Here is a 26122-nt window from a genome sequence, read left to right as displayed (position 1 = left end):
CTGGCTGCGCCACACCACCTTGACATGGGTGGAGCGCGCCTTCGGCTATGGAGTCGCCAGCGCGTGTGCAGGACATGGCCCGTAGCCAGCCGGAGCCACGGCGTGACTTCCATCTATGTCAAGGCGAATGTTCATGATGTCGCGACGGCGCTGGCCGAGCTGACAGGTGAGGAACACCCGCTTGCGCTTGTCCCACCGACTTGGCAGGCCGACGCAGTACCCGAGCCGACGCCTGAGCCCGGAATTGCCTCGGCTGGCAAGACCGTCACGGCTGGTCCTGCCGCGTGATTTCAGCACCGACCGTGGCAGACGAAACCACCCCACTCAGACCGCGCGGCAAGTACAGCTGGCCTTCGGCATCGCGAGCGAGCAGACGCGGACATTCGTCTCGTGTCGGATGGCAACGCTGATCAGCGCTCACCGGTGTGCTGCGAGCAACGACTGGATCGGTCGCTGCGGCTGCGGCTACCGAAGGCTAGGCCGACCGCGCCCGCGCGGTGTCCCTCAACGGTCTCGCGGCCGAGAGGACCACCAGGCTCCCCGCCCTGCCGGTCCGGCCGGACGCCGTGCTGTCCACGAACGTGCAGTTCTCCGTTCGCTGACCTGCGGGGGAATGAGAGCTGCGGGAGAATCGTTGATCGTGGACATGGCAGACGTGGAGCTCAGCCCGACGGACTGGGTGCAGAACCAGACGAAGACGATCCTAGAAACCGGGACGACCGATGGCGTGCTGGTCACCGGCAGGCCGATCGTGCTCTTGACGGTGCGTGGCGCGAAGAGCGGAAAGCTGCGCTACACCCCGGTGATGCGCGTGGAGCACGACGGCAGCTACGCGGTCGTGGCGTCCAAGGGCGGTGCGCCCGAGCACCCGACCTGGTATTTCAACATCAAGGCACACCCGGAGATCCGTCTGCAGGACGGGACCGAGACGAAGGACTACGTCGCCCGTGAGGTCGACGGCGACGAGCGGGCCGAGTGGTGGGAACGCGCCGTCGCGGCCTTCCCCAACTACGCCGAGTACCAGCAGAACACCGACCGGCTGATCCCGCTGTTCGTGCTCGACCCGAAGTGACCCGCCGGGGCTGTCCCTCCTACCAGCCGAGGGACAGCCCCGCGAGGTAGTCGCCGAGCTTGCCCGCGATGATCCGGTGGTCGCGGGCCGAGAAGTGCCAGTCGCACCCGAGCCGGTCGAGTGCGGGGTCGTCGTAGTTCCAGTGGTGGACGCGGCTGTCGCCCTGGTTCACGCGGTCCTGCACGACCTGGCGAGCCGCGTCGGCGAACGTCCCCTGCTCTCCGGGACGCTCACGACGATCGCCGTGCCGGCGCCGAACCGTTCCCTCAGCTTGACGAGAAACCCCTGGTAGGCCGACTTGTACTCGGTGACGAGGCTCTCCGGGGTCCACGGCTCACCGGGGTCGGGCGCGGTGGAGAAGTCGTTGGTGCCCAGACCCACCACGACGACCTGCGGCCTCCAGGTGCCGGGGTTCCGCCACACGTCGCCCTCGACGTTCAGCAACGCCCGGTCGTAGTAGGTGCGGTAGCTGGTGCCGACGCCGTTGCCGTCGTAGTTGCGCACCATGCCGAGGCCGGAGAACCCGTTGACCTGGTAGTCGGCGTTCAGCCCGCGGGCGGTCAGCGCCCCGAAGCTCACGTCGGTGTTGGTGTTGCGGGTGACGCCCCCGGTGGCGGAGCAGTCGCGGCTCGTCGACTGGTTGCCGTACCCCGCGGTCAGCGAGTCGCCGATGAACTCGATCTGCCGGGTGCGCGGCGCGGGCGCGGGCAGGATCTCGCCACCGCTCGCGGCGACGAACCCGCCGAACTCCCCCGCGGCCTGCGGGCTCTCGGTCCGCTTGACGAGCCGGACGCCGTGCTCGCCGTCGCTCAGACCGCTCACCTGGTGGGTGGTGCGGCCGGGAGTCACGAGGGTCGCGGTGGTCGTGCCGTCGATCTGCACGTCGTAGTCGTTGGCCGAGTCGTTCAGCACGATCCCGACACCGGTGCCCCGGAACCGGCCTTCGAAGTAGACGCCCGGCCAGCTGTACTGCCCTGCCGCGGTCACACGGCCGGCCGTGTGCACCGGTGAGGAGGTGTCCTGGGACGGCTGCGGCTGCCGCACCGGGGCCGCGCAGGCTGTGCCGTGGAGGGTGACCACCACGGTGATCGCGGCGGCGAGGACTGCCTTCGGCTTGCTCCGGTGCAACGACTTCTCCCGTTCATCCACAGTGGACGGATGGGCGGTGCTGACGCCTTCCCTCGACCGTAGCGGGAACCTCCGCCCGTTCACAGTGCCCGAGAGGTCACGCGACCCTGGTGAAGATCACGCCGAGCGAGTCGACCTCGCTGCCCGCACGGCCGTGGAAGCCGGAGATCTGGAAGCCGGGAGGAGCCGTGTAGGTGACGGAGCCGGACGTCTCGCTCCCGCCGGACAGGGTGCGGCCCGTGTTCGTCGTGAATCGGGCGAAGAAGATCCTGGTGCGCCCGTCGTGCTGTGCCGAATGCAGGGTCACCGACGTGAGGTGCTCCCCCGCCGCCAGCGTCAGTTGCTGTGCGGTGCCGCCATCACCGCCGTGGCGGAAGGACGTGCCGTCGGCGAACGTCAGTCCGACCTGGTCGACACGCGATCCCGCGCGGAGGCTCACCGCGGTCACCCGCTGCCCGAGCGGAACGGAGGCCACGTCGGTGAACGGCGTGCCGTGCGGTCCGCCCCACACGTCGCTGAGCGACAGGGCCGGGTCGAGCGTCCACCGGAAGTCCGCCACGATCGGGTAGTGGTCGGACAGCATCTTGTCGTCGGCGGTGCGGAATGCCGCGTTCTCGTTGGCGTACCGGGTGAGCTCCAGCGAGATGTACCTGTTGCCGCGGAACAGGATCTTGTCGACGACCTCGCACGCGTCGGTCACGGCGGCGTCGTCGCAGACCAGGGCCGGACTGCCGATGGCGGGAGGCACGCCGCCCCGTTCCTCCCGCACCCAGGCGTCGGTGAGACCGCCGGCGGAGACCAGGTCCCGGATGGTGTCACCGGCGCGGGTGTAGCGCGTGTTGGTGTCGCCGGCCACGACGACGGCGTTGCCCGCCGAGTTGGCCGCGATGAAGCGCGAGAGTTCGGCGGTGTTGGCGCGCCGGGCGGCCAGGTCCGGCTCGGTCGATCCCGCGTTGGAGTGCACGTTGTAGAAGTCGACCAGCACCCCCTCCGCGAGCCGCACGCGGGAGAAGCTGAACCCCTTGGGCGTCAGGCAGTCCGTGCCGTTGCATCTGTCCCACTTGTCACGCACGAAGTCGGAGTAGGGGTAGGAGGCCAGCGTGTTGAGCCCGTCGCCGAACGGGACCCCGCCGCTGGTGGGCGTGCGGAACGGGTGGGTGTCGTTGGCGTAGAGCGACGCGTGGTAGTTGAAGTCCTCCTGCACGTGGACGACGTCGTACGGCCTGATCCGCTGGCCGATGACCGGCGTGTTCACCCTCGGGTTGCCGCTGGAGAGCCCCTCCGGCAGCCCGGCGACGTTGTAGCTCAGCACCGAGAACGTCCCGGTGGACGGTGGCGCGGCGACGGCGGTGGCGGTGGCGGTGGCGGTGACACCCGGCCACACGCTCGCCGCGACCAGTACAACGACGGCAACAGCTCTCGTCGACCTCACCACTCGGCTCCTGCCTCGAGTTCCAGCACGACACCGCGACCGTAAAACAACACGAAGAAAGTTCACATACCGTGGACGTGACAACACCGTGTGCACAGTGCAACGAAAACTGGGAACGCCGATCGTCCTGTGTGGAGTCATCGTTCGGTCCTAAACGGACTCGAATGGTGTCACTTTGCTCCGAACGGAACAATCCCACCCACTTGATCGCGACGTAGGGTGATCAGATCACGCGGTCCTGCCAGCGGATTCCGGGGGAGTTCACCCACATCGTCGCCGTGTGTGACCGGTCGCGCACGAGGAGAAAGTCGTCGAATGAACATCGAAACGGCGTTGAAAGAAGCAATGAACATCAGCGGTGCGGTGGGGGCCGCGCTCGTCGACTACGACAGCGGGATGTCGCTCGGCTCGATCGGCGGTGGCGACTGGCTGAACCTCGAGGTGGCGGCGGCCGGCAACACCGAGGTCGTGCGGTCCAAGCAGCGGGTGATCCAGGCGCTCAAGCTGAACGACGAGATCGAGGACATCCTGATCACGCTGAACCGCCAGTACCACCTGATCCGCCTGCTCCAGACGGGCCAGCGGGGCGGCTCGATGCTGTTCCTCTACCTGGTGCTGGACCGGGAGCGGGCCAACCTCGCGCTCGCCCGGCACAGCCTGCGGTCCATCGAAGCCGACCTGACGGTGTGAACGAGATGTCCACCGAGGCAGCGCACGACCACGGCGCGCTGCCCATGCGCAGGCGCAGGGCGTTCCTGCCGGAAGCCGTACCGGCGATGACCAGGCCCCTGGGACAGGGCACGGTCGCGAAGCTGATGACCGAGGCGCTGCGGGAGATCCACGGCGCCATCGACTCCATCGCGATCAACGGGGTGCTGATCGCGACGAGGGACGGCCTGGTGCTGTGCGGTGTCACGCGCGGCATCGAGGACGACGGCGTCGCGGCGATGGCAGCGGCGGCCGCCGGGCTCGCCGGCCAGTTCACCGCGCAGGCCGGGGTCGGCAGTCCGCGCGCGGTGTTCTTCGAGGGAGACTCGGGGCAGGTCGGCGTGTTCTCCGTCGACGCCGAGACGCTGCTCGTGGTGCTCGGCGAGCGCGACACCACCATGGGCATGTTCAACGTCGTGGCCAAGCAGGCGCTGGCCCTGCTGCAACAGGCGGTCGCCGCCCGCCGATGAGGCAGGCGGGGCAACCGGGAGTGCCGCAAACTCCCGGTCGCCCCGCCGAGTTCGAGCGGCGCGACCCGGCCCGTTGCCGGGCCACACCACTAGCCGTGCAGTCGGTGGTAGGCGGGCTTGGGCCGCAGGTTCTCGTCGAACAGGCAGGCCGCGCCCTCACCGGGGAACACGTCGGGCACCCACGAGTGCCGGTCCGTGAAGCCCCACGTCGTGAACTCGACGCACCGCTTCACCGCGTGGCAGGCGTCCCAGACCTGACCGAAGTAGTCCGCCTGGGCGGTCAGCTTCTCCGGCGTGACGGGCAACGGGATCCGCACGTCCGCCTCGGTGATCGCCACGTCCACGCCGAGCGCGGCGAACCTCGCGATGTTCTCGCGGACACCGGACGGGAACCCGTACATCAGCGACAGGTGCGCCTGGATGCCGACGCCGTGGATCGGGACGCCCTGGCGCTTCAACGACTTCACGAGGTCGTAGACCGCGTCGCTCTTGGGGTTGAGGCCCTCGACGTTGTAGTCGTTGATGTAGAGCCGGGCCTTCGGGTCCGCGGCGTGGGCCCACCGGAACGCGTCGGCGATGTAGCCGTCACCGAGCTTGTCCTGGAAAACCGTCTGCCTGCGCGTGCCGTCCTCGTTGAACGCCTCGTTCACGACGTCCCACGCCCGGATCTTCCCGCGGAAGCGGCCCGCCTCCACGGCGATGTGCTGCCGGACCACCCCGCGCAGCTCCGCCGCCTCCAGGTCGTCGACCCAGTCGGGCAGCTGGCTGTGCCAGACGAGCGTGTGCCCGCGGATCGACTTGCCGGTCTTCTTGGCGTAGCCGACGATCGCGTCCGCGCCGGACCAGTCGTACTGGCCGCGGACGGCCTCGACCGTTCCCCACTTCATCTCGTTCTCGGGCGTGACGCTGTCGAACTCGCGCGTCAGCACCTTCTTGTAGTCCGCCTCGGCGCTCAGGTGCTGGGCGGCCACCGCACTGCCCACCCACCTGTTCGTCGTGTGCTTCAACGGTCCTGCCGCCGACGCCGGCGACGTCTGAGCCAGCACCACCAGCACCGCGGCACCCACGGCCAATCGGGTTCGCATGAATCACTCCCTTGTGAGTCAGCCCTTCACCGAACCGGTGAGGCCACCGACCATGCGGCGTTCCGCGAACACGAAGAACGTGAGCGCGGGGATCATGGACAACGCCGTGAAGGCGAGCACCTTCGCGGTGTCCTGCGTGTGCTCGGACTGGAACATCGCCACGCCGAGCGGCAGTGTGAAGTTCGTGGAGTCGTTGAACACCAGCAGCGGCAACAGGTAGAAGTTCCAGCTGGTGACGAAAGCGAGAACCGACACCGTGATCAGCGCCGGCCGCGACAGCGGCAGCAGGATCCGCCAGAAGAAGCCGAGCTTCGCCGCGCCGTCGAGCAGCGCGGCGTCCTCCAGCTCACCGGGGATGGCGTGCATGAACGGCCGCAGGATCACGATCGTCACCGGCAGCGAGAACGCCGCCTCCGGGATCGCGACGCCGAGCGGGTTCTCCAGCAGGTTCAGCTCGCGCAGCCACAGGTACAGCGGCAGCGTCGCCACGCCGAGCGGGAACAGCAGGCCCAGGGTGAACAGGCCGTAGAACCCCTCCCTGCCCCGGAACCTGTAGCGGGACAACGCGAACGCCGCCATCGCGCCGAGCACGACCGCGAGCGTCGTCGCGATCACCGCGATGAGCGCGCTGTTGCCGAGCAGGCGCCAGAACACCGGCGAGGTCGCCACCTCGGCGTAGTTGTCCCACACGAACGGGCCCGGCAACCCCGCCGGTGACGAGTTGATCTGCGCCGTGGTGCGGAAACCGCCCAGCACCACGAACAACAGCGGCACCACCGTCACGCCGATGACGGCGAACGCGGCGACGTAGCCGACGGCATTACGACGTGGCATCTCAGCGCACCCCCGTCAAAGCGCCCTCGGTGTCACGGCGCAGGGCGAACCGCTGGTAGAACAACGCGAACACGAAGCAGATGATGAACAGGATGACCGCGACCGCGCTGCCGAAGCCGAACTCGTAGCGCTTGAAACCGTGGTCGACGAGATAGGTCGCCATCGTCGAGGACGCGTTGGCGGGACCGCCGAGCGTCATGATCCAGACCAGGTCGAACAGCTGCAGGGATCCGATCACCGACAGGAAGACCCACACGCGGATCGTCGGTCCCAGCAACGGGAGCACGACGTGCCGGGTGATCTGCCAGGCGCTCGCGCCGTCCAGCGCGGCCGCCTCGCGCAGCTCCGGCGGGACGCCCTGCAGGCCGGCCAGCAGCAGGATCACGCCGAACCCGATGTACTTCCACGTGATCACGAGGAACAACGTGTAGAGCACGATCGACTGGTCGGCGAGCCACAGCTGCACCAGGCCGCCCAGTCCGACGCCGCGCAGGACCTCGTCGACGAACCCGCCTGGCTGCAACATCAGCAGCCAGATCACCGCGGTCACAGCCTCGGACAGCACGTACGGCGCGAACACCACCATGCGCAGGAACGTCCGGCCGCGCAGCTTCCGGTTGAGCAGCAACGCGAGGCTGATGCTCAGCGGCAGCTGCACGACGATGGACAGCACCGCGATGATCAGGTTGTGCCCGATGGCGCCTTGGAAGACGTCACCGGAGAGGGCGTCGACGTAGTTGTCCAGCCCCACGAAGTCCGTGAGCGGACCGAAGCCGTTCCACGAGTAGAGGCTGTAGTACCCGGCGACGCCGATGGGGATCAGGACGAACCCGACGAACAACACCAGTGCCGGTGTCAGCAGCAGGGCGAGCTCGAGGCGGGTTCGGAGTCTGGACCGCCGCCGGGTGCCCCCGGCCGCTGGCGCGTGCGGCACGGGGGCGGTCGGCGGCCGCGTGGTGATCGCGGCACTCATCACTTGTTCCCGGCAGCTGCTTCGCTCACCGACTTGACGATGGTGTCGGGTCCGCCCTGACCAGCGAAGAAGTTCGCGATGGTGTCGTTCAGGGCTTGACCGACCTTGGTCGGGAAGGCGGTGTCGAAGTAGAACTGGAGGTGCGACGCCTTGGTCATGGCCTCGGCGATCGTCTTGTGCGGCTCGCTCTTCAGCGCCGCCACACCGGCGGGGGTCACCGGCAGACCGGAGTTGGTCTCGGCGAGGATCTTCTGCACGTCGTCGCCGACGAGGTGCCCCAGGAACTCCGCGCACGCCTTCGCCGCGCGGGTGGTGCAGGAGAACCCGTCACCGCCGCCGAGCAGCACGGTCGGGTCTCCCTGACCGCCGGGAACGGCCGGGAACGGGAACCAGCCGATCTTGGAGCTGAGCTCCTTGTCCTCGGTGAGCGCCTGCATCACGTCGGGGTTCCAGTCGCCCTGCAGCTCCATGGCCGCCTTGCCGTTCGCGAGCAGGCCGGCCGAGCTGCCGGCACCCTGCTGGGCGGGCGTCCCGACGAACCCGTCCTGGAACGGCTTGGTGTCCAGGAAGGCCTTGAGGTTCTCCCCCGCCTTCAGGAAGCACGGGTCGGTCAGCTCGGTCTTCTCGACCGCCTTCTTCAGCGTGTCGACCGAGCACTGGCGCACCGCGAAGTAGGCCCAGTAGAACGCGTCGGGCCAGCGGTCCTTGCCACCGAGCGCGATCGGCACCGTGCCCGCGGTCTTCAGCTTCGCGACGGCCGCGTTGAGATCGTCCACAGTGGTCGGTGGCGAGGTGATTCCCGCGGCGGTGAAGATGTCCTTGCGGTACCAGAACCCGACGGCGTGCATCAGGTACGGCGCGCCGAGCTGCTTGCCGCCGACCTTCCAGCCCTCGGCGTACTTGCCGAGCGGGCCGATCCAGCCCGACGAGGCCTGGGTGATGTCGGCGATCTTGCCGGACTTCATCTGGTCGGCGAGCGCACCGCCACCCCACTGCTGGAAGAGGTCGGGCGGGGTGTTGCCCTGCAGTGCGAGCGGCACCTTGGTCTGGAACTGCTCGTTCTGCAGCGGTTCGACCGTGAACGAGGTGTTCGGGTGGGTCTTGTGGAAGTCGTCGGCGATCTGCTGCCACTTCGACTTCATCGGCTCGGTGGTGCGGTTGTGCCACCAGGTGAGCGTGACCGGTCCTTCGGCGGAGGCGTCTGAGCCTCCACCACTGCACCCGGCCAGCACTAACGCCGCGGCGGCGATGAGAGCAAGGGGCTTCTTCGAGAGCATGGGGGTCCACTCCTGACGACGTCGGCCGAGTTGGACTGCCTGTGTTGGGGCAAGAGACTCTCGCGCAGGCGGGCCTCGTGTCAATCGTTGTCGATAACGTTTTACACGGCTAGCCTGAGCCGGTGCCTCCTCGCCAACGCGTCACGATCAGAGACGTCGCCGCTCAAGCCGGCGTCTCCGTAGCCACCGTGTCCAAGGTCCTCAACCAGCGGTACGGCGTCTCAGCGGACACGTTCGCGCGGGTCACGGCAGTGATCAAAGAGCTCGGCTACGAGGCGAGCCTGGTCGCGCAGAGCCTGCGCAACCACCGCACGAACGTCATCGGGATCCTCGTCGCCGACATCGAGCCGTTCAGCACCGAACTGCTCAAGGGCGCGGCGGATGCCATCCGCGGCACCGGTTTCGAGCTGGTCGTCTACTCGGCGGGTGGCCGCACCGGCGACCCGGAGGGCTGGGAGCAGCGCTACCTCACCCGGCTGAGCGGCACCCTCGTCGACGGCGCCGTGCTGGTCACGCCCGCCGTCGACCTCGAAGGCCTGCCCGGCACCCCGGTCGTCGCCGTCGACCCCCACACGGGACGCGCGGCGCTGCCCACCGTCGACTCCGACAACCTGCACGGCGCACGGCTCGCGACCGAGCACCTCCTCGCGCTCGGCCACCGCCGGATCGCGATGCTCACCGGTCGCGCGGACCTGAAGTCCGCGCAGCAGCGCGAAACCGGCTACCGCGGAGCGCTCGCCAGCGCGGGCCTGCCGGTGGACGAGACCCTGGTCCGCCGCGGTGACTACGACGCGGACGTGGCGGCCGCGTCGGCACGGGAGCTGCTGACCGCTCCCGACCGGCCGACCGCCGTGTTCGCCGCCAACGACACCACCGCCGTCGCCGCCATCGAAGCCGCCCGCGGGCTCGGCCTACGGGTACCGGAGGACCTCTCGGTGGTCGGCTTCGACAACATCCCCGAGTCCGCGCTGTGCACACCACCGCTCACGACGGTGCAGCAGCCGATCCGCGAGATGGGCCATCGCGCCGTCGAGCTGCTGGTGCGGCTCATCAACGGCACCGAGCCCGGCGACACCCACATCACCCTGGGCACCGAGCTGGTCGTCCGGCAGTCGACCCGCCCCCTGACTTCGTAGAGGTTGTTCCTGTGACGACAGAAGCCACCGCGCCGGAAGAGCTCTGGCGCAACCCGCACGCCCCCGTGGCCGACCGCGTGAACGACCTCGTCGCGCGCATGACGCCGCAGGAGAAGATCGCGCAGCTGCAGGGCATCTGGGCCGGCATCGACGCCGCCGGCGAGATGGCACCGCACCAGCACGAGTTCGCCGTGGCACCGCAGGACTTCGACGCGCTGACCAGCCACGGCATCGGCCAGCTCACCCGCGTCTTCGGCACCCGGCCGATCGCGCCGGAGGTGGGGGCGCGCACGCTCGCCCGCACGCAACGGCAGATCATCGAGTCGAGCCGGTTCGGGATTCCCGCCGTGGTGCACGAGGAGTGCCTCACCGGCCTGGCCGCGTGGCAGGCGACGGTGTACCCGTCGCCGCTGTGCTGGGGTGCGAGCTTCGACCCGGACCTGGTGCGGCGCATGGCCGCGAAGATCGGCGAGTCGATGCGCCGCCTCGGCGTGCACCAAGGCCTGGCCCCCGTCCTCGACGTCACCCGCGACCTGCGGTGGGGCCGGGTCGAGGAGACCATCGGCGAAGACCCGCACCTCGTCGGCACCATCGGCTCCGCCTACGTCGCCGGTCTGGAGTCGGCGGGTGTCGTCTCGACGCTGAAGCACTTCGCCGGGTACTCGGCTTCACGCGCGGGACGCAACCACGCGCCGGTGTCGATGGGGCCGCGCGAGCTCGCGGACGTGATCCTCCCGCCGTTCGAGATGGCGCTGCGGGCAGGCACCCGGTCGGTGATGAACTCCTACGCCGACAACGACGGCGTGCCCGCGGCCGCGGACCCGACGCTGCTCACGGACAGGCTGCGCGACCAGTACGGCTTCACCGGAACCGTGGTGGCCGACTACTTCTCGGTGGCGTTCCTGCACAAGCTGCACGGGGTCGCCGCCGATCGCGAGGACGCGGCCGCGCAGGCGTTGACGGCCGGCATCGACGTCGAGCTGCCCACGGTGGACTGCTTCGGCGAGCCGCTGCTGGAAGGCATCCAGGCGGAACGCGTCGACATGGCGCTCATCGACCGGGCGCTGACCCGCGTGCTGACGCAGAAGTTCGAGCTCGGCCTGCTCGACCCCGGCTACTCCCCCGCGGCCGAGACGAACGTCGACCTCGACGACGACGAGTCACGCGCTTTGGCCCGCGAGGTCGCCGAGCGCTCGATCGTGTTGCTGCAGAACGACGGCGTGCTGCCGCTGGCCGGCAAGCGTCTCGCCGTCATCGGCCCTCGCGCGGACGAGGCCGGCGCGATGATGGGCTGCTACTCGTTCCCCCTCCACGTCGGCGTGCACCACCCCGACGTGGAGATGGGCATCGACGTCCCCACCGTGCTGGACGCGTTGCGCGAGGACCACGACGTGGTGTTCGCGCGCGGTTGCCCGGTGCTCGGCGGTACGGACGACGAGATCGCCGAAGCGGTCGAGGCCGCCAGGCAGGCCGACGTCTGCGTCGTGGTGCTCGGTGACCACGCCGGGCTGTTCGGCAAGGGCACGTCCGGCGAGGGCTGCGACGCCTCGGACCTGAACCTGCCCGGCCGCCAGGAGGAACTGCTGGAAGCCGTGCTCGGCACCGGCATGCCGGTGGTGCTCGTCCTGCTGTCGGGCCGGCCCTACGACCTGTCGCGGCAGGCCGACCGCCTCGCCGCGGTCGTCGCGGGCTTCTACCCCGGTCAGGAGGGCGCGGCGGCGCTCGCGGGCGTCCTGGGCGGACGGGTCAACCCGTCCGGCAGGCTCCCGGTCAGCTTCCCCGGCTCCGGCTCCACCCAGCCCTCGACCTACCTGAGCGCCAAGCTGGGCACGCGCAGCGAGGTCAGCAACGTGGACCCGACCCCGCTGTACCCGTTCGGTCACGGCCTCTCCTACGCGCCCGCCACCTGGGTGACGGTGGGCAGCGAGGAGCGCGAGTGGCCGTCCGACGGCGTCTGCCGGGTGCACGTGGTGCTGCGCAACGAGCTGGAGGTGGCGACCACCGAGGTGGTGCAGATCTACCTGCACGACCCGGTGGCGGAGGTCGCCCGGCCCGTCCGGCTGCTGGTCGGCGCGGCGAAGGTGGACCTGGAGCCAGGGCAGACGCGGACCGTGACCGCCGAGCTGCACGCGGACCTCACCTCGTACACGGGCCGTGCCGGCCGGCGGCTGGTGGACACCGGTGACGTCGAGTTGCACGTCGGGACGTCCAGCGCGAACATCCACACGGCGTTGCGGTTGACGTTGACCGGTGAGCGGCGTGAGGTCGGGTTCGACCGCGTGATGTCCGCGGTGTTCGACGCGCGGTAGCAGCCTTCGCACCATCGGCTTCGCCGCCCGGTAACGTCCAATGCGGACAAAACGGGCGGCGAAGGGGTGTTCTGTGCCGGAGATCAGCGGACTGACGTGGGCGGTCACGATCGGGGTGATCGTCGTGCTGCTGGCGGTCGACCTCGTGCTGGCCGCCGCGCGCCCGCACCGCGTCGGCTTCCGCGAGGCCACGCTGTGGTCCGTCTTCTACATCCTGGTGGCCATCGGCTTCGGCGTGTGGTTCGCGAGCGCCTACGGCGGCGAGCTCGGTACCGAGTACTTCGCCGGCTACATCGTCGAGAAGAGCCTGTCGGTCGACAACCTGTTCGTCTTCGTGATCATCATGACGACGTTCCTGGTCCCCGAGGAGCACCAGCACAAGGTGCTCACGTTCGGCATCGTGCTGGCGCTGATCATGCGCGGCATCTTCATCGCCGTCGGCGCGACGCTGCTGTCGTTGTTCACGTTCATGTTCCTGCTGTTCGGCCTGCTGCTGATCTACACGGCCGTGCAGCTGTTCCGGCACCGCGACGAGGACCCCGACGTCGAGAACAACGTCGTGGTGAAGACCGCCCGCAAGCTCCTGCCCGTCACCGACGACTACGTGGGCGGCAAGATCTTCACGCGGGTCGACGGCCGGCGGATGGCGACGCCGTTGTTCGTCGTGCTGGTGGCCATCGGCGGTGTCGACCTGCTGTTCGCACTCGACTCGATCCCCGCCGTGTTCGGCGTGACCGAGGAGCCCTACGTCGTGTTCACCGCGAACGCGTTCGCGCTGCTGGGCCTGCGCGCGTTGTTCTTCCTCGTCAAGGGGCTGCTCGACCGGCTGGTCTACCTGTCGGCGGGCCTCGCGGTCATCCTGGCGTTCATCGGCGTCAAGCTGATCCTGCACTGGGCGCACGTCGACATCTCGCCGAGCGTGCCCGAGGTGCCGACGCCGCTCAGCCTCGGCGTGATCATCTCGATCCTGGTCGTCGTGACGGTGGCGAGCCTGGTCAAGACGCGCGACGACCCCACTGCGAAGGCACACCCCGGCTCGCTGCGCGGCCACCGGGAACGAGAGGAGGACTGACACCGGCCGGGGCGAGGTGGACGCCCTGGGGCCGGCGGGGGAGCCGGGCGACGAGGGTCCGCGGGCCGACCGCCGGCAACGCGCTGACGCACTCCTCGGCGGTGGGGCGGCGACCGGCGGACTCGGAGGTCATCGACGTCAGCAGCTGCTTCAGGTCGAACGGCAGGTCCTCCGGCACCTCGGGGCACACCTGGGGACGTCCGGTCAGGCATTCCAGCAGGAGCAGCCCGAGCGCGTACACGTCCACCGCCGGGGTGATCTCCCCGCCGTGCTCCTGCTCCGGCGCCTGGTAGGCCGCCCTGCCGAAGATCTGCCCCGCCAGCGTCACGCGGGCGGGGTCGACGAGGTGGGCGAGACCGAGGTCGACCAGGCGCGGGGCGTCGTTGTCCCCGAGCAGGACCGTGGTGGGCCTGACCCCGCAGTGCACGAACCCCTGCGCGTGCACGTGGGCCAGTGCGTCGGCCAGCGCCGCACCGAGCCGGCGCACGTCCGCGATGCCCATGCACCCGGCCGTGACGCGGTCGTGCAGCGTGCGCCCCTCGACTCGCTCCAGCACCGCGTACGGCATCTCGGCGGACGGGTCGGCGTCGAAGACCGCCACCAGCCCGGGATGCGACAGCCGGGCGAGCGCGCGGATCTCGTCGTCGATCCGGCGCGCGTCCTCCGGGTCCCTGCCGGGGCGGAAGAACTTGATCGCGACGTCGCGCGCCAGCACGGTGTCGCGGCCGCGGCGCACTTCCGCCCTGCTGTTCGCGATCAGCGGTTCGCCCACCTGGTACCGGTCGGCGAGGAGAGTCGTGTCCGGCATGGTCCAGGATGCCCACCGATCGGGTGATCCAACCGCCGGTGGAGCGGACTCCACCTCAGGACACCGGCCACCCTGATCGACCACCGCGCCGCGACCGGCGAGGCTGATCACCATGTCGAAGTTGAAAGCCCTGGTCATCGCGGTGACAGGAGTGCTGTGCGCCACCGCTGCGACCGGAACCGCGGAAGCGATCGTCAACGGGACGGACTCCACCGCGCGCTACGGGTTCATGGCCTCGATCCCGGAGACGGTGCCCCAGCTGGGTGACGTCCGGGGCGTGTGCGGGGCGTCGTTGATCCACCCGCGGTGGGTCGTGACGGCGGCGCACTGCGTCGACCCGGAGGGAACCGGCGCGGTGCCGGACGGGACCGTGCGCATCGGCAGCGACCGCAGGACGTCCGGCGGCACCCTGCGCGCCATCGACCGCGTGGTGCGGCATCCCGGTTACCGGCTGGGGCAGCCGAACGTCCATGACATCGCCCTGGTCAGACTGGACCGCCCGGTCCGCGAACGACCGATCCGCCTCGCCGCGGCGCCGGGGGCACCGGGAACGCCGACCCGCCTGCTCGGGTTCGGGACCACGCTGGACACGACCGACATCACCAAGGCCGTGTTCCCGCAACGACTCCAGCAGCTCGATACCCGCCGTGGCGCCGCGGAGGAGTGCTCACCCGGCTACGCCGACGCGACCCGATTGTGCACGATCAGCCGCCGGCCCGGCGCCATGGCGTGCGTCGGCGACTCCGGCGGGCCGCAGATCGAGCGCGGGCGGCACGGCCGGTGGGAGCTGATCGGCACGACGTCGGGTCCCGGTGACACCGACAGCTCCTGTGCCGGCGGGCCCGGCCTGTACACGAGCGTGCCGGCTCACGCGGAATGGATTCGCTCGGTGATCAATGGCCCCTCGCTCCATTCATCGGCCCGCCGCTAATCTCGTTCCGCGGCCGCATTCATCCTTCCACGAGAACGAGGTGAGAAATCGTGCGTACAATTTCGGCGTTCGTGTTGGCGGCGGCCGCGACAATGGTGGTCGCGGTTCCCGCGTCCGCCGCGCAGGTCGAGGCCTCCGTGGCCCTGCAGCCGCAGGGGAGGCTGGAGGCACGCGGTGCCGCTGTCACCGTGCCGATGCGCCTGATGTGCCAGAACGGCGCGTCCGGGTCGTTGTGGGTGCAGGTCACCCAGAACGTGCGGGGCGAGCTCGCGGTCGGCGACAAGTACACGCCGAGCGTTCCGTGCACCGGCGAGTTCCACAAGGTCGAGGTGACCGTGGTGTCGCGCACGAAAGCATTCCGGCAAGGGGTGGCGTTCACGTCCGCCACGTTGAACGTCTACCTTCCGCCGGACAATTCGAGCGTCACCGAAGAGGACCGGGAAATGACGCTCGTCAGGTAGTCCGCCTCATCGCGGTGGACGCGCGGACCACGAGCTCCGGCTGGAACTTCACGTGCCGGTGCTCGTGGTCCGGCTCGTTCTCCGCCAGCAGCAGCTGGGTCGCGGTCCGGCCCAGTTGCTCGCGCGGCTGGCGCACGGACGTGAGCGGCACGGCGGCGGCCGCGGCGAACTCGATGTCGTCGTAGCCCACGACGGCGAGGTCGTCCGGCACGCGCAGGCCCTGTTGCGTCATCGACTGCAGCAGGCCGAGCGCGAGCAGGTCGTTGGCGCAGAACGCCGCCGTGGGGCGGCGTGAGGACGGCAGGCCGACGAGCCTCTCCCCCGCGTTGCGGCCCTCGCCCACCTGAAGACCCCTGGTCTCGAGGAACGTGAGCGCGTCGGCGGGCAGTCCCGCCGCGGCCACGGCACGCCGGGCGCCTTCCAGCCGGTCGCGCACCTGCTGGATCGACAGCGGGCCGCCGACCATCGCGATGCGCGTGTGGCCGTTCTCGATCAGGTGGGTCACCGCGAGTTCACCGCCGAGCACGTCGTCGACGGCCACCGAGCACCGCGACCCGTCGCTCGCCTCTCGGTCGACCAGCACGACCGGCGTGCCGCGGTCGGTGAGCTGGGCGCTCGCGGCGTCGACCGGGGTGATCAGGATGCCCTCGACGCGTTGTTCGTGCAGCAGTTCCAGGTACTCGCGTTCGCGGCCGTCGTCGGAGGCGCTGTTGCACAGGAAGAGCGCGAGCCCCGCGTCCCGTGCCGCGTCCTCGACACCGCGGGCCACGTCGGTGAAGAACGGGTTCGCCGCGTCGAGCACGACGTAGGCGAGCACGCGGCTGCGACCCGCGCGCAGCTGGCGTGCGGACTCGTTGCGCACGAAGCCGAGCTGTTCGATGGCGGCCAGCACGCGTTGCCGCGTGGCGGGGGCGACCACGTCGGGCCGGTTCAGCACGTTGGAGACGGTCGCGTTCGACACGCCGGCGTGCTGCGCGACGTCGCGGATGCCCACTGACGGCTTCACCGGCGGCTCCTTTGTTGAAACGTGACAACGAATCGTACCCCGCAACCCTTGACATGGTGACGCAGCGCACTCAGAGTGCTCGTAACTCAACCGTTAAAACGTTTCAACGAGGAGACGGAGACGGACGTGGACCGACCTCCCGTGGTGGCACTCGACGAGGTGAGCAAGTCCTTCGGCGCCGTCCGCGCGTTGTCCGGGGTGTCGCTGCGGCTGCTGCCCGGCGAGGCCCACGCGCTGCTCGGGGAGAACGGCGCCGGCAAGTCGACGCTGATCAAGACGCTGGCCGGCGTCCACCGCCCCGACGCGGGCCAGGTGCTCCTCGACGACGCCCCGGTGCGGTTCTCCGGCCCCGCCGACGCGCTCGCCGCCGGCATCGCGATCATCTACCAGGAGCCGACGCTGTTCGGCGACCTGTCGGTGGCGGAGAACGTGTTCATGGGCCGCCAGCCGCTCGGGCTCGGCCGCCGCATCGACGTCGCCGCGATGCACGCGCGGACATCGGAGTTGTTCTCCCGCCTGGGCGTCCGGCTCGACCCGGCGCGTCCGGCCCGCGGACTGTCCATCGCGGACCAGCAGCTGGTGGAGATCGCCAAGGCGTTGTCGTTCGACGCCCGCGTGATCGTGATGGACGAACCGACGGCGGCTCTCTCGGCACACGAGGTCCAACGGCTTTTCGGTGTGGTGCGGGCATTGCGCGACCAGGACGCCGCCGTGCTGTTCGTGTCGCACCGGCTCGACGAGGTCTTCGAACTGTGCCGGCGCGCGACCGTGCTGCGCGACGGCGAGTTCGTCTGGTCCGGCTCGCTGGACGACGAGACACCGGGTTCGCTGGTACGGCGAATGGTCGGCCGTGAGCTGTCGCAGCTCTTCCCCAAGGAGGACACGACACCGGGCGAGGTGCTGCTCTCAGTGCAACGGCTGACCCGCGAGGGCGTGTTCACCGACGTGTCGTTCGAGGTGCGGGCAGGCGAGATCGTCGCCCTGTCAGGACTTGTCGGCGCCGGACGCAGCGAGGTAGCGCGGGCGATCTTCGGCATCGACCGGCCCGACGGCGGTTCCGTGCACGTGCGCGGCAAGAAGCTGAAGTACGGCTCCCCCACCGCCGCGATGGCCGCGGGCATCGGGTTCGTGCCGGAGGACCGCCGCCAGCAGGGCCTGGTCATGGACGCGTCGATCGAACGCAACACCGCACTCGCCTCCCTGGGCAGGCTGTCCAGGTTCGGGTTGTTGCGGCGCAGTTCGGAACGCGCGCTGGCACAGGACTGGGCGGTGAAGCTGAGCCTGAGGTTCGCGAGGCTGGGCGACCCGGTCGGCGTGCTGTCCGGCGGCAACCAGCAGAAGGTCGTGCTCGCGAAGTGGCTGGCGCGGGGGCCCTCCGTCCTGATCGTCGACGAACCGACGCGCGGCATCGACGTCGGCACGAAGGCCGAGGTGCACCGGCTCCTGTCGGAGCTCGCCGGCCAGGGCGTGGCGGTGCTGATGATCTCGTCGGAACTGCCGGAGGTGCTCGGGATGGCCGACCGCGTGCTGGTGATGCACGAGGGGCGGTTGGTGGAGGAGCTGTCGCGGGACGAGGCGACGGAGGAACGCGTCGCGCTGGCGGCCGCCGGGCAGGTGACCCGGTGACCGCCACGGCCGTCGCACCCTCCCGCCGCACCGCCGCACGACGTCTCACCACCCGAGTCGGCCGCGTCCGCGAGCTGGGCATCATCGTGGCACTGGCGCTCGTCGTCATCCCCACGGCGATCGTGAACCCGCGGTTCGTCCAGCCCCAGAGCCTGCGCGACCTCCTGCTCAACGCCTCGATCGTCGCGCTCCTCGCGGTGGGCCAGACGCTGGTCGTGATCACCCGCAACGTCGACCTCTCGGTCGGCTCGGTGCTGGGCCTGTCCGCCTTCCTCACCGCGCAGCAGTTCGCCGACCACCCCGGCACGCCGGTGATCGTCGGCATCGGGTTCGGCGTCGCCGTCGGGCTGGCGTGCGGCCTGCTCAACGGACTGCTGGTGGCGCTGGGCAACGTGCCCAGCCTCGTCGTCACGCTCGGCACGCTCTACGTCTTCCGCGGTGTCGACTACGCGCTCGCCCAGGGTCAGCAGGTCAACGCGGCCAACCTTCCGGACGCGCTGCTGAACCTGGGCAGCAGCCGGGTCCTCGGCATCCCGGTCCTCGTCCTGATCACCATCGCCGTGATCGCGGTCGCCGCCGTGTATCTGCGCTCGTACCGGTCGGGCCGCGAGCTCTACGCGATCGGCTCGAACCCGGAGGCCGCGACGCTCGCGGGCATCCCGGTGGCCAGGCGCACGCTCACGACGTTCGTCCTTTCCGGACTGGTCGCGGGGCTGGCCGGCGCGCTGTGGGTGGCGCGGTACGGCACGGTCGACGCGGCCGCGGGCACCGGGCTGGAGCTCCAGGTCGTCGCGGCGGTGGTGGTCGGCGGGGTCGCGATCTTCGGCGGCTCGGGGACGGTGGCGGGTGCCGCGCTCGGCGCGCTGCTGCTCGGGACGATCACCAGTTGCCTGGTGGTGCTGCAGATCCCCGCTTTCTGGCAGCAGGCCATCTCCGGCGCGCTCCTGCTGAGCGCCATCACCGTCGACCGGCTCCTCGCGCTCCGCCTGGCGAAAGCCCTGCGCACCACGGAAGGGACCAGCCATGCGTAACCTCCTGCGGTGGGAGACCGCGCTGGTTTTCCTGCTGGTCGTGGTGGCGCTGACCGGTCAGGTGAGCACGGACGGCTCGTTCCTGTCCGGTGGCAACCTCTTCTACCTCGGCCTCGACATCGGTGAGATCGCGCTCATCGCGCTGCCGCTGACGCTCGTGATCGTCGCGGGCGAGATCGACCTGTCGGTCGCGTCGGTGCTCGGCCTGTCCAGCGCGCTGATCGGCTGGCTGTGGAACGCGGGCTGGTCGCTGGAGACCATCCTGCCCACGGTCATCGTCGCGGGCGCGGTGTGCGGGGCGGTCAACGGGCTGCTGGTCACGCGGCTCGGCCTGCCGTCGCTCGCGGTCACCATAGGCACGCTCGCCCTCTACCGCGGCCTCGCGCTGGTCGTCCTGGGCGACACCGCGGTCGCGGACTTCCCGGCCGGTTACACCTCGTTCGGCACGACTCCGGTGCCCGGGACGAACATCCCCTACCCGATCGTGCTCGCGGCCGTCCTCGCGATCCTGTTCGGCGTGGCGCTGCACGCCACCTCGTTCGGCCGGTCGGTGTACGCGATCGGCGCCAACGAGGAGGGCGCGCGCTTCTCCGGCATCCGGGTCAAGCGGATCAAGCTGGTCCTCTTCGTGCTCGCCGGCGCGGTGGCCGCGGTCGCGGGCATCGTCTACACGTTCCGCTTCTCCAGCGCCCGCGCGGACAACGGCGTCGGGCTCGAACTGGCCGTCGTCGCCGCGGTCCTGCTCGGTGGCGTGTCCATCTTCGGCGGCAGGGGAACGCTCTTCGGCGTGCTCGCGGGAGTGCTGCTGCTGGGCGGTCTGCGCAACCTGCTGATCCTCCAGGACACCTCGACCGAGGTCCTCACCATCGTCACCGGCCTGCTCCTGCTGGTGAGCGTTCTCGCCCCTTCGATCACCCGACGCGTCGGAACCCTGCGAAAGGTCGCACCTTGAACACACGCCTAGTGCTCGCCCTGGTGATGTCCGGGGCGGTCGCGCTCACCGCCTGCGGTGGCACCACGAAGGACAACGCCGGCCAGCAGACCGGTGGCCCCACCAACTCGGCGAAAGCCGACTCGAACGCGGCGATGAAGGAAGGCCTGAAGATCACCTTCCTGCCCAAGCAGGTCAACAACCCGTACTTCACCGTGGCGCAGAAGGGCGCGGAGAGCGCGGGCGCCGCGATCAAGGGCGAGGTGAAGGCGACCGGTCCGTCCGACGCCGCCGCCTCGTCGCAGGTCACCTACATCAACACCGCCGCGCAGCAGAAGCAGGACGCGCTGGTGATCTCGGCGAACGACGCCAACGCCGTCGCGCCCGCGCTGAAGACCGCGCGCTCGCAGGGGCTCAAGGTCGTCACGTTCGACTCCGACGCCGCGCCGGACGCCAGGGACGTCTTCATCAACCAGGCCACGTCGAACGAGATCGCGGCCGGCCAGGTGAAGCTGATCTCCGAGGCGGTCGGCGGCAGCGGGGAGATCGCGATCCTGTCCGCGACCCCGAACGCCACCAACCAGAACGCGTGGATCGAGGTCATGAAGACCGAGCTCGCGAAGCCGGAGTACGCCGGCCTCGAGCTCGTGGAGACCGCGTACGGCAACGACGACGACCAGACGTCGTTCCAGAAGACCCAGGGTCTGCTGCAGGCACACCCGGACCTCAAGGGCATCATCTCGCCGACCACCGTCGGTGTCGCGGCCGCCGCGCGGTACCTCAGCTCGTCGGAGTACAAGGGCAAGGTCCAGCTCACCGGTCTCGGCACGCCGAACCAGATGCGCAAGTTCGTGCAGGACGGCACCGTGAAGTCGTTCGCGCTGTGGGACCCGAGCAAGCTCGGCTACCTCGCCACCTACACCGCCGCCGCGCTCGCGTCCGGCCAGATCACCGGTGCCGAGGGCGAGAAGTACAAGGCGGGCGAGCTCGGCGACTACACGATCGGTGCCAAGGGCGAGGTCGTCCTCGGTCCGCCGACCGTGTTCACCAAGGACAACATCGACAAGTTCGACTTCTGACGTGCGCGTCTGCTTCACCTTGCGGGTCCGCGCCGATCGTCTCGACGAGTATCGCGCGCGGCACCGCGAGGTGTGGCCGGAGATGCGGGCTGCCCTCACCGAGGCGGGTTGGCACAACTACTCACTCTTCCTCGCCGGGGACGGCCTGCTCGTCGGCTACCTGGAGTGCGACGACTTCGACGCGGCGCTCGCGGAGATGGCGCGCACCGAGGTGAACGCGCGCTGGCAGAACGAGATGGCGGAGTTCTTCGTCGGTGACGGCAACGCCGACGAACGGATGCGGCCCCTCGACGAGGTCTTCCACCTCGACTGAGTTTTGGGGAGAACACACATGAGCGTGAAAGACGCGTTGCGCGAGCAGCGGATCGAGACCCCGTCGTGGGCCTACGCCAACTCGGGCACCCGGTTCAAGGTGTTCGCGCAGCAGGGAGTTCCGCGCACGCCGTACGAGAAGATCGACGACGCGGCGGTGGTGCACAGGCTGACCGGTGTCGCGCCGACCGTCGCGTTGCACATCCCGTGGGACAAGGTCGACGACTACGGCAAGCTCGCGTCGTATGCACGGGATCGCGGCGTCGCGCTCGGTGCGATCAACTCGAACGTGTTCCAGGACGACGACTACAAGCTCGGCAGCGTCTGCCACCCCGATCCGGTGGTGCGGCGCAAGGCGCTCGGGCACCTGCTCGAGTGCATCGACATCATGGACGCCACCGGCTCGCGCGACCTCAAGCTGTGGTTCGCGGACGGTCTCAACTACCCGGGCCAGGACAACATCCGCGCCCGGCAGGACCGGCTCGCCGAGGCGTTGCGGGCGACGTACGAACGGCTCGGCGCAGACCAGCGGATGTTGCTGGAGTACAAGCTGTTCGAGCCCGCGTTCTACGTGACCGACGTGCCGGACTGGGGCACGGCGTACGCGCACTGCACGCAACTGGGCGACAAGGCGCAGGTCGTGATCGACACCGGGCACCACGCGCCGGGCACGAACATCGAGTTCATCGTGTCGTTCCTGTTGCGCGCCGGCAAGCTCGGGGCGTTCGACTTCAACTCGCGCTTCTACGCCGACGACGACCTGATGGTCGGCGCGGCGGACCCGTTCCAGCTCTTCCGGATCATGCACGAGATCGTGCTGGCCGACGCGCTGACGCCGTCGGCGGGCATCGCGTTCATGCTCGACCAGTGCCACAACCTGGAACCGAAGATCCCGGCGATCATCCGGTCGGTGCTCAACGTCCAGGAGGCCACGGCCAAGGCGCTGCTGGTCGACCACGACGCGCTGGCCGAGGCCCAGCGGGCAGGTGACGTGCTCGGGGCGAACGCCGCGCTGATGGACGCCTACAACACCGATGTGCGGCCGTTGCTGCAGGAGCTGCGGTCGGAGATGGGGCTGGATCCCGACCCGATGGCCGCGTACCGGCGGTCCGGGTACGCCGAGCAGATCGTCCGGGAACGAGTCGGTGGCGAGGCCGCCGGGTGGGGTGCGTGATGGAGCAGGTCGAGGCGCTGCTGGGGCGGAGCAACAGGCTCGGCGCGGACCCCCGCAACACCAACTACGCCGGCGGGAACACCTCGGCCAAGGGCAGCGAGGTGGACCCGGTGACCGGGCAGCCCGTGGACCTGATGTGGGTCAAGGGGTCCGGCGGTGACCTGGGCACGTTGCGGGAGAGCGGGCTCGCGGTCCTGCGGCTGGACCGGCTGCGCGCGCTGACCGGGGTGTATCCGGGGGTGGAGCGCGAGGACGAGATGGTCGCCGCGTTCGACTTCTGCCTGCACGGCAAGGGTGGCGCGGCGCCGTCGATCGACACGGCGATGCACGGGCTCGTGGAGGCGGCGCACGTCGACCACCTGCATCCGGACGCGGGCATCGCGTTCGCGACGGCGGCGGACGGCGAGGCACTGGTCAAGGCGTGCTTCGGCGACCGCGTGGTGTGGGTGCCGTGGCGGCGGCCGGGTTTTCAGCTGGGACTGGACATCGCGGCGGTTCGGCGGGACAACCCGCAGGCCATCGGCGTGATCCTGGGCGGGCACGGCATCACGGCGTGGGGTGCGACGAGCGAGGAGTGCGAGGCGCACTCACTGGAGATCATCGCCACCGCCCGGCGCTACCTCGACGAGCACGGCCGCGCCGATCCGTTCGGCGAGGTGGTCCACGCGCCGTTGCCGGAGGAGGAACGTCGTGCGCGGGCCGCCGAGCTCGCGCCGGTGATCCGCGGTCTGGCCTCGGCGGACAGCCCGCAGGTCGGGCACTTCACCGACTCCCCGGTCGTGCTCGACTTCCTCTCCCGCGCAAGGCATCCGGAGCTGGCCGCGCTGGGAACCTCGTGCCCCGACCACTTCCTGCGCACCAAGGTCCGGCCATTGGTGCTCGACCTGCCACCGGCCGCCTCGGTGGCGGAGGCCGTGACGCGGCTGAAAGAGCTGCACGCCGCCTACCGCGACGACTACCGGTCGTACTACGAGCGGCACGCCGAGCCGGACAGCCCGCCGATGCGCGGCGCGGACCCGGCGATCGTTCTCGTGCCGGGCGTCGGGATGTTCAGCTTCGGCCGCGACAAGCAGACCGCGCGGGTCGCCGGCGAGTTCTACGTGAACGCCATCACCGTGATGCGGGGTGCCGAGTCGATCTCGCGGTACGCGCCGATCGAGGAACGCGAGAAGTTCCGCATCGAGTACTGGACCCTCGAAGAAGCCAAGCTCGAGCGGATGCCGAAGCCCAGGCCGCTGGCCACGCGCGTCGCGCTCGTGACCGGTGGCGGGTCGGGCATCGGCCGGGCGGTCGCCGAACGGCTGGCGGCCGAGGGCGCGTGCGTGGTGGTGGCCGACCGCGACGGTGACAGCGCGCGAGAGGTCGCCGAGGGCATCGGATCGTCCGACGTGGCCGTCGCCGTCACCGTCGACGTCACCTCCGCGGAGGGCATCGCCGAGGCGTTCCGGGCGGCGTCGCTCGCGTTCGGCGGTGTGGACCTGGTCGTCAACAACGCCGGTCTGTCGATCTCCAAGCCGCTCGCGGAGACCACCGAGGCCGACTGGGACCTCCAGCACGACGTGATGGCCAAAGGCTCGTTCCTCGTATCGCGCGAGGCGGCCAAGGTCCTGCGCGCCCAGGGCATGGGCGGCGACATCATCTACATCTCCAGCAAGAACGCGGTCTTCGCCGGCCCGAACAACGTCGCGTACGGGGCGGCCAAGGCGAACCAGGCGCACCAGGTCCGGTTGCTCGCGGCCGAGCTCGGTGAGGACGGCATCCGCGTCAACGGCATCAACCCCGACGGCGTGGTCCGCGGCTCCGGCATCTTCGCGGGCGGCTGGGGTGCCCAGCGCGCCGCCGTCTACGGCGTGCCGGAGGAGAAGCTGGGCGAGTTCTACGCCCAGCGCACCCTGCTCAAGCGGGAGGTGCTGCCCTCCCACGTGGCGGCGGCGGTGGTCGCGCTGACGGCGGGAGACCTGTCGCTGACGACGGGCCTGCACGTGCCGGTCGACGCCGGTGTGGCAGCGGCGTTCCTGCGATGACAGCGGTCGCGGCGGTCGACCTCGGCGCGTCCAGCGGCCGCGTGGTGCGAGGGGTCATCACCGATGGCGCCGTGCGCGTCGAGGAGGTGCACCGGTTCGCCAACGGACCGGTGCACCACCAGGGCGCACTGCGCTGGGACGTGTCCCAGCTGCACCGAGAGGTCCTCACCGGGCTGGCGCTCGCCGGTGAGGTCTCGAGCATCGGCATCGACAGCTGGGCCGTCGACTACGGCCTGCTCGACGCGCACGGCGAGTTGCTCGGTGATCCCGTGTGCTACCGCGACTCCCGCACCGACGGCGTCACGCCCGACGACGGCCTGTACGAGGTCAACGGGCTGCAGTTCCAGCCGTTCAACACGATGTTCCAGCTCAGGGCGGAACCGCTGCTCCCCCAGGCCGCCCAGCTCCTGCTGGTCCCGGACCTGCTCTCCTACTGGCTGACCGACGAACGCGGCGCCGAGTACACCAACGCCACCACGACGGGCCTGATCGACGTCCGGACCGGACGGTGGTCGGCTGAGCTGACCCGTGACCTGCCGGCGTCCCTGCTGCCCCCGCTGCGCCACCCCGGCGATCCGGCAGGCGTGTTCCAGGGCGTCCCGGTCACCGCGGTCGGGTCGCACGACACCGCGTCCGCCGTCGTCGCCGTACCCGCGAAGAACGAGCGCTTCGCCTACATCTCCTGCGGCACGTGGTCGTTGGTCGGCGTCGAGCTCGACGCGCCCGTGCTCACACCCGAGAGCCGTGCCGCCAACTTCACCAACGAGGGCGGCGTGGACGGCACGATCCGCTACCTCCGCAACGTGATGGGCCTGTGGCTGCTGCAGGAGAGCCTGCGGGTGTGGAACGCGCCCCTCGGCCCGTTGCTGCGCGAAGCCGCTTCGGCGGCGGGGTCGGTGTTCGACCCCAACGACCCGGTGTTCCTGCCTCCCGGCGACATGCCTGCCAGGATCCAGCAGTGGTGCGGGAAGACCATGACACGGCCGGAGGTCGTGCGGTCCATCCTGGACAGTCTGGCCCTGGCCCACCGCGACGCCGTTCTGGACGCCCGGCGGTTGTCGGGGAAGGCGGTCGAGGTCGTGCACATCGTCGGAGGTGGATCGCGCAACGAGTTGCTGTGCCAGCTCACCGCCGACGCGTGCGGCCTGCCCGTCGTGGCGGGACCCGCCGAGGCGACGGCGCTGGGCAACGTCCTGGTGCAGGCGCGGGCCGTGGGCGCGGCGTCCGGCACGCTCGCCGACCT

The 26122-nt window shown here is 69.9% G+C and carries 25 protein-coding genes; 16 read left to right on the top strand and 9 right to left on the bottom strand.

The window, feature by feature from the left end; genetic code table 11:
- The first annotated feature begins 646 nt into the window (after positions 1-646).
- Complete coding sequence (locus tag VM306_RS30055) at positions 647-1072, top strand: nitroreductase family deazaflavin-dependent oxidoreductase (protein WP_325521121.1); 426 nt, start codon at positions 647-649, stop codon at positions 1070-1072.
- A 19-nt stretch (positions 1073-1091) separates the two neighbouring features.
- On the opposite strand, the gene VM306_RS30050 is transcribed toward VM306_RS30055, so the two are convergent.
- The 3 genes from VM306_RS30050 to VM306_RS30040 form a co-directional block, all read right to left on the bottom strand.
- Positions 1092-1244 (bottom strand): hypothetical protein, encoded by a 153-nt coding sequence (locus VM306_RS30050; protein ID WP_325521118.1) that lies wholly within the window; start codon positions 1242-1244, stop codon positions 1092-1094.
- Positions 1241-2221 carry a GDSL-type esterase/lipase family protein gene (locus tag VM306_RS30045; RefSeq protein ID WP_325521117.1) on the bottom strand — a complete coding sequence of 327 codons (981 nt, stop codon included), beginning with the start codon at positions 2219-2221 and terminating at the stop codon, positions 1241-1243. Before VM306_RS30045 ends, VM306_RS30050 begins: the two co-directional genes overlap by 4 nt.
- A 76-nt stretch (positions 2222-2297) precedes the next feature.
- A complete protein-coding gene (locus tag VM306_RS30040) occupies positions 2298-3632 on the bottom strand; it encodes a jacalin-like lectin (protein ID WP_325521116.1) in 1335 nt (444 codons plus the stop codon).
- Positions 3633-3947: 315 nt separating this feature from the next.
- Between VM306_RS30040 and VM306_RS30035 the strand changes: the two genes are divergently transcribed.
- Both VM306_RS30035 and VM306_RS30030 read left to right on the top strand, forming a co-directional pair.
- Positions 3948-4322 carry a hypothetical protein gene (locus tag VM306_RS30035; protein ID WP_325521115.1) on the top strand — a complete coding sequence of 125 codons (375 nt, stop codon included), beginning with the start codon at positions 3948-3950 and terminating at the stop codon, positions 4320-4322.
- A 5-nt stretch (positions 4323-4327) separates the two neighbouring features.
- Positions 4328-4810, top strand: a complete 483-nt coding sequence (locus tag VM306_RS30030) for a roadblock/LC7 domain-containing protein (protein ID WP_325521114.1) — start codon at positions 4328-4330, stop codon at positions 4808-4810.
- An 89-nt stretch (positions 4811-4899) separates the two neighbouring features.
- Here VM306_RS30030 and VM306_RS30025 read toward each other — a convergent pair whose 3' ends face one another.
- From VM306_RS30025 to VM306_RS30010, 4 genes are read right to left on the bottom strand one after another with little or no spacing between them, the layout of a single operon-like run.
- Positions 4900-5895 carry an endo-1,4-beta-xylanase gene (locus VM306_RS30025; RefSeq protein WP_325521113.1) on the bottom strand — a complete coding sequence of 332 codons (996 nt, stop codon included), beginning with the start codon at positions 5893-5895 and terminating at the stop codon, positions 4900-4902.
- Between the two features lie 18 nt (positions 5896-5913).
- Positions 5914-6729, bottom strand: a complete 816-nt coding sequence (locus VM306_RS30020) for a carbohydrate ABC transporter permease (protein ID WP_325521112.1) — start codon at positions 6727-6729, stop codon at positions 5914-5916.
- 1 nt (position 6730) lies between these two features.
- Entirely contained in the window at positions 6731-7702 is a 972-nt protein-coding gene (locus VM306_RS30015; protein ID WP_325521111.1) for a sugar ABC transporter permease, read from the bottom strand.
- Positions 7702-8979 (bottom strand): ABC transporter substrate-binding protein, encoded by a 1278-nt coding sequence (locus tag VM306_RS30010; protein WP_325521110.1) that lies wholly within the window; start codon positions 8977-8979, stop codon positions 7702-7704. The genes VM306_RS30015 and VM306_RS30010 overlap by 1 nt, the downstream gene beginning before the upstream one ends.
- A 122-nt stretch (positions 8980-9101) precedes the next feature.
- Here VM306_RS30010 and VM306_RS30005 point away from each other — a divergent pair, with 122 nt between their 5' ends.
- The 3 genes from VM306_RS30005 (at position 9102) to VM306_RS29995 (ending at position 13496) form a co-directional block, all read left to right on the top strand.
- Positions 9102-10115 (top strand): LacI family DNA-binding transcriptional regulator, encoded by a 1014-nt coding sequence (locus VM306_RS30005; protein WP_325521109.1) that lies wholly within the window; start codon positions 9102-9104, stop codon positions 10113-10115.
- Positions 10116-10126: 11 nt separating this feature from the next.
- Complete coding sequence (locus VM306_RS30000) at positions 10127-12424, top strand: glycoside hydrolase family 3 N-terminal domain-containing protein (RefSeq protein ID WP_325521108.1); 2298 nt, start codon at positions 10127-10129, stop codon at positions 12422-12424.
- Positions 12425-12497: 73 nt separating this feature from the next.
- On the top strand, positions 12498-13496 hold the full coding sequence (locus VM306_RS29995; RefSeq protein ID WP_325521107.1) for a TerC family protein: 999 nt from the start codon (positions 12498-12500) through the stop codon (positions 13494-13496).
- On the opposite strand, the gene VM306_RS29990 is transcribed toward VM306_RS29995, so the two are convergent.
- A complete protein-coding gene (locus tag VM306_RS29990; RefSeq protein ID WP_325521106.1) occupies positions 13420-14304 on the bottom strand; it encodes a serine/threonine-protein kinase in 885 nt (294 codons plus the stop codon). The two genes, VM306_RS29995 and VM306_RS29990, sit on opposite strands and share 77 nt — an antisense overlap.
- Positions 14305-14416: 112 nt before the next feature.
- Here VM306_RS29990 and VM306_RS29985 point away from each other — a divergent pair, with 112 nt between their 5' ends.
- Together VM306_RS29985 and VM306_RS29980 are read left to right on the top strand one after the other, a co-directional pair.
- On the top strand, positions 14417-15235 hold the full coding sequence (locus tag VM306_RS29985; protein WP_325521105.1) for a serine protease: 819 nt from the start codon (positions 14417-14419) through the stop codon (positions 15233-15235).
- Between the two features lie 50 nt (positions 15236-15285).
- Positions 15286-15696, top strand: a complete 411-nt coding sequence (locus VM306_RS29980) for a hypothetical protein (protein ID WP_325521104.1) — start codon at positions 15286-15288, stop codon at positions 15694-15696.
- Here the strand turns inward: VM306_RS29980 and VM306_RS29975 are convergent.
- Entirely contained in the window at positions 15689-16702 is a 1014-nt protein-coding gene (locus VM306_RS29975; RefSeq protein ID WP_325521103.1) for a LacI family DNA-binding transcriptional regulator, read from the bottom strand. The two genes, VM306_RS29980 and VM306_RS29975, sit on opposite strands and share 8 nt — an antisense overlap.
- Before the next feature lie 126 nt (positions 16703-16828).
- Here VM306_RS29975 and VM306_RS29970 point away from each other — a divergent pair, with 126 nt between their 5' ends.
- The 8 genes from VM306_RS29970 to VM306_RS29935 all read left to right on the top strand — a co-directional run.
- Positions 16829-18328, top strand: coding sequence for a sugar ABC transporter ATP-binding protein (locus VM306_RS29970; RefSeq protein ID WP_325521102.1), 1500 nt, complete (start codon positions 16829-16831; stop codon positions 18326-18328).
- The gene (locus tag VM306_RS29965) at positions 18325-19359 is read left to right on the top strand and encodes an ABC transporter permease (RefSeq protein WP_325521101.1); all 1035 of its coding nucleotides are present in this window, start codon (positions 18325-18327) and stop codon (positions 19357-19359) included. The genes VM306_RS29970 and VM306_RS29965 overlap by 4 nt, the downstream gene beginning before the upstream one ends.
- The gene (locus tag VM306_RS29960; protein ID WP_325521100.1) at positions 19352-20311 is read left to right on the top strand and encodes an ABC transporter permease; all 960 of its coding nucleotides are present in this window, start codon (positions 19352-19354) and stop codon (positions 20309-20311) included. The genes VM306_RS29965 and VM306_RS29960 overlap by 8 nt, the downstream gene beginning before the upstream one ends.
- 26 nt (positions 20312-20337) lie before the next feature.
- Complete coding sequence (gene rhaS / locus VM306_RS29955; RefSeq protein ID WP_325521120.1) at positions 20338-21369, top strand: rhamnose ABC transporter substrate-binding protein; 1032 nt, start codon at positions 20338-20340, stop codon at positions 21367-21369.
- 1 nt (position 21370) lies between these two features.
- Positions 21371-21682: an L-rhamnose mutarotase gene (locus VM306_RS29950; protein ID WP_325521099.1), complete on the top strand. Its 312-nt coding sequence runs from the start codon at positions 21371-21373 to the stop codon at positions 21680-21682.
- An 18-nt stretch (positions 21683-21700) separates the two neighbouring features.
- Positions 21701-22855 carry an L-rhamnose isomerase gene (gene rhaI / locus VM306_RS29945; protein ID WP_325521098.1) on the top strand — a complete coding sequence of 385 codons (1155 nt, stop codon included), beginning with the start codon at positions 21701-21703 and terminating at the stop codon, positions 22853-22855.
- The gene (locus VM306_RS29940; protein ID WP_325521119.1) at positions 22855-24879 is read left to right on the top strand and encodes a bifunctional aldolase/short-chain dehydrogenase; all 2025 of its coding nucleotides are present in this window, start codon (positions 22855-22857) and stop codon (positions 24877-24879) included. Before rhaI ends, VM306_RS29940 begins: the two co-directional genes overlap by 1 nt.
- On the top strand, positions 24876-26122 hold a 1247-nt coding region (locus VM306_RS29935; RefSeq protein WP_325521097.1), incomplete at its 3' end, for a rhamnulokinase family protein. The genes VM306_RS29940 and VM306_RS29935, both read left to right, overlap by 4 nt.

Source organism: Lentzea sp. (assembly GCF_035525475.1).
Classification (GTDB): domain Bacteria; phylum Actinomycetota; class Actinomycetes; order Mycobacteriales; family Pseudonocardiaceae; genus Lentzea.
Note: the sequence above shows the minus strand (reverse complement) of the source record. Positions and strands in the feature narration are given on the sequence as shown.

Bases quoted from the DNA above. Each gene is read 5' to 3' on its own strand.
- VM306_RS30055 (WP_325521121.1), top strand. From the start codon at position 647: ATGGCAGACGTGGAGCTCAGCCCGACGGACTGGGTGCAGAACCAGACG.
- VM306_RS30035 (WP_325521115.1), top strand. From the start codon at position 3,948: ATGAACATCGAAACGGCGTTGAAAGAAGCAATGAACATCAGCGGTGCG.
- VM306_RS30030 (WP_325521114.1), top strand. From the start codon at position 4,328: ATGTCCACCGAGGCAGCGCACGACCACGGCGCGCTGCCCATGCGCAGG.
- VM306_RS30025 (WP_325521113.1), bottom strand. From the start codon at position 5,895: ATGCGAACCCGATTGGCCGTGGGTGCCGCGGTGCTGGTGGTGCTGGCT.
- VM306_RS30020 (WP_325521112.1), bottom strand. From the start codon at position 6,729: ATGCCACGTCGTAATGCCGTCGGCTACGTCGCCGCGTTCGCCGTCATC.
- VM306_RS30015 (WP_325521111.1), bottom strand. From the start codon at position 7,702: ATGAGTGCCGCGATCACCACGCGGCCGCCGACCGCCCCCGTGCCGCAC.
- VM306_RS30010 (WP_325521110.1), bottom strand. From the start codon at position 8,979: ATGCTCTCGAAGAAGCCCCTTGCTCTCATCGCCGCCGCGGCGTTAGTG.
- VM306_RS29990 (WP_325521106.1), bottom strand. From the start codon at position 14,304: ATGCCGGACACGACTCTCCTCGCCGACCGGTACCAGGTGGGCGAACCG.
- VM306_RS29985 (WP_325521105.1), top strand. From the start codon at position 14,417: ATGTCGAAGTTGAAAGCCCTGGTCATCGCGGTGACAGGAGTGCTGTGC.
- VM306_RS29960 (WP_325521100.1), top strand. From the start codon at position 19,352: ATGCGTAACCTCCTGCGGTGGGAGACCGCGCTGGTTTTCCTGCTGGTC.
- rhaS (WP_325521120.1), top strand. From the start codon at position 20,338: ATGTCCGGGGCGGTCGCGCTCACCGCCTGCGGTGGCACCACGAAGGAC.
- rhaI (WP_325521098.1), top strand. From the start codon at position 21,701: ATGAGCGTGAAAGACGCGTTGCGCGAGCAGCGGATCGAGACCCCGTCG.
- VM306_RS29940 (WP_325521119.1), top strand. From the start codon at position 22,855: ATGGAGCAGGTCGAGGCGCTGCTGGGGCGGAGCAACAGGCTCGGCGCG.